Origin of the sequence: Streptomyces sp. (assembly GCF_031178505.1) — a bacterium.
Lineage (GTDB): Bacteria > Actinomycetota > Actinomycetes > Streptomycetales > Streptomycetaceae > Streptomyces > Streptomyces gulbargensis.
On record NZ_JAPSIW010000917.1, the window covers coordinates 1 to 2,375 of the forward strand.

General features: G+C 70.9%; 4 protein-coding genes and 1 pseudogene. 1 reads left to right on the forward strand and 4 read right to left on the reverse strand.

Going from position 1 to position 2,375, the window contains the following annotated elements; all coding sequences use genetic code 11:
* Window positions 1-273: pseudogene (locus RIF68_RS34425) on the forward strand (hypothetical protein); the annotation flags it as partial.
* A gap of 21 nt (window positions 274-294) precedes the next feature.
* On the opposite strand, the gene RIF68_RS34430 reads toward RIF68_RS34425, so the two are convergent.
* From RIF68_RS34430 to RIF68_RS34445, 4 genes are all read right to left on the reverse strand, one after another.
* Complete coding sequence (locus RIF68_RS34430; protein ID WP_309055415.1) at window positions 295-633, reverse strand: hypothetical protein; 339 nt, start codon at window positions 631-633, stop codon at window positions 295-297.
* 103 nt (window positions 634-736) lie between these two features.
* A complete protein-coding gene (locus tag RIF68_RS34435) occupies window positions 737-1,033 on the reverse strand; it encodes a hypothetical protein (protein ID WP_309055417.1) in 297 nt (98 codons plus the stop codon).
* A 200-nt stretch (window positions 1,034-1,233) separates the two neighbouring features.
* A complete protein-coding gene (locus tag RIF68_RS34440) occupies window positions 1,234-1,779 on the reverse strand; it encodes a hypothetical protein (RefSeq protein WP_309055419.1) in 546 nt (181 codons plus the stop codon).
* Complete coding sequence (locus tag RIF68_RS34445; protein WP_309055421.1) at window positions 1,776-2,009, reverse strand: helix-turn-helix transcriptional regulator; 234 nt, start codon at window positions 2,007-2,009, stop codon at window positions 1,776-1,778. The genes RIF68_RS34440 and RIF68_RS34445 overlap by 4 nt, the downstream gene beginning before the upstream one ends.
* Between the last annotated feature and the right edge of the window lie 366 nt (window positions 2,010-2,375).

The following is a 2,375-nucleotide window of genomic DNA, read 5'->3' on the forward strand; positions in this document are numbered from 1 at the left end:
CCGCAGGTGGTGATCTCGTGGATCCTCGGCCGCCCGGGCATCGACGGCACCGTGATCGCCGCGCGGCGGTTCGAGCACCTGCAGGAGGACCTCGACGCCGCCGAGCTGACGCTGCCGCAGGAGGCCCGCGACCGCATCACGTCGGCGTCGCAGCTGCCCGCGTACTATCCGCTGTGGCACCGGCTGCTCAACGGCCAGGACCGTCCCGAGCCCGCGGAGGCGGAGTTCTACGCCGAGCAGCGGGGGCACGTCCTCGGGGAGGAGCAGGCCTAGCCGCGAGGCAGCGGCCCGGCCTCACGGCGGCGGGGGGATGCCCGGCCCGCCTGCCGGTGGGATGGGGACGTCGGTGAGGCAGACCTCGTACTCCACCACCTCCACGATCCGCGATCCCGAGGTCGCCGCCGCTCGTTCCCGGATCTGCGCCGCGGTGGCCCGGGTGGCGGCCACGGCGTCGGCGTCCTTCCAGAACGTGATCGAGAGGGACCGGCCGGTGGCCCGGTCCAGCAGGCTCAGGGACCCGCGGTAGCCGGGCAGCGCTTGGATCTGGGGAGCGATCTCCGCACGCAGTGCGGCCAGCCCGGCGTCGTAGTCCTCCGGGTAGCCGCTGTCATAGGTGGTGATCCGTGCATGCATCCGCCGCTTCCTCTCCTTCAGCGCGAAGGCTGCGCACGACGGTGCGGGCGCCGGTCGTCCCGTCGGCGAGGGACCTGCGTTCCTGGACCGCGCCGGGTGGGCCTCAGGCCGCGATGGATGCCTGGGGGGTCCCGTTCTCGGCCTGCTGGCGCCGGATCAGTTCGGTGCGCCGCTGCCGGACCTCCTGCAGGGACTGCGCGGAGTTCAGCTGCTGGGCCGACGCCTGCTCGAAACGCCACACCAGGGCGGCGACCACCCCCAGCAGCCCGAGGCTGAGCAGCATCGTCAGGGCCACGCCGGGCACCACGCCTGCGCTCAGGTCGAGGACCATCCCGGCCAGGGTCACCGCCATCAGCGTCGCACCACTGCCTGCGACGACGTCACCGATTCTCGCTCTCATGTCCGTACCTCCTGATTCGAGGCTAGACCTTTGTCCAGTCGTTTCCATGGATATGCGGTGACGTGTCAATCATTACGTGAAAACTTGGCCGGGCCGTGTCCGGGTACCCGAGGGTGCAGGGCCAGGGTGGCGCTGCCGGGAAGATGCAGCTGCGGAAGGGTCAGGAGCGTCGACGGGTGGGCGGCCGGAGATGTCGTCCCCTAGTCGCGGAACCGTCTGTGGCGGCGGCTCGTCCGCCGGAAGTCGCGCACACTGCCGATGATCAGGGCGAGCCCGCCGAGCATTCCGCCGATGAGGGCGCCCTGTGCCATTCCGCCCAGGAGCCCCTCACCCGGGGTCGCCCCCAGCGACGGTGCCGGCAGCACCGGGTGGCCGGTCAGGACGGTGTAGGTCATGGCGGCGAAGGTCAGCACCATCGCGGCCCCGATGACGACGGTGTTGACCGTCGTCGAGCGGGAGCCCGCGTTCTCGGCCAGCTCCTGCAGTTTCACGCCCCGTCGTCCGGCGTACCAGAGGGCCGCGGCCGAGGGGAGGACCGTCAGGACCAGCAGGACCACGGGCAGGAGCAGGAGGCCGAAGACCGACGCGACGAGGGCGCCGAGGAGGCCGATGAAGAGTCCGGTCGTCAGTCCGAAGGAGCTGGCCTCCATGAACACGGCTCGCTCCCGCTCGTCGCCGTAGGCCGGACTGTCGAGGTCCATGATCCGTTGTGCCGCGCGGTCCAGGAAGTTGTCCCTGCGTGTCATTTGCTCTCTCCCGTCTCGTGGGTGAAAAGTTCCTCGACGGTCGCCCCCAGCGTGCGGGCGATCCGCAGGGCCAGGTACACCGATGGTGCGTAGTCGCCCTGCTCGACGGCGATGATGGTCTGCCGGCTCACGCCCACCAGGTCGGCGAGCTGGGCCTGGGTGATGCGCTGCTGCTTGCGGCGCTGTCGCACCGGGTGTGCCGCCGCGGTGGTGGACTCTCGGGGAACCATGGCTACATGTTAGGGATCGTTGACATTCAATGTCCAAGATCTTTGACATTCTGCTGCGGTGGTCAGAACTGGGCATGAGTGCGCCCGCGAGGAGCCGGGCCGGAAGGGTCGGGCCATGTGGGGTGCTGCGCGGGATCGTCCTCCGGCTCGGAGTCCTCCGGGAAGAACCGCTCCAGCTCCGGGTCCCGTCCCCCGGGAGCGCCTCCGGGATCTACCCTGTGAGCATGAGCTCGCATCCCCCTCGGCGGCCGGCCCCCTGGCACCCCGATGCCCCGTCCCCGGACGTTGCCGGCGGTCTCGCCCGTCCCGTCCCGCCCGCGGGGTGGCCCGGCGCCCCTGCCCCGTACCCGGGCCGTCCGGGAGACG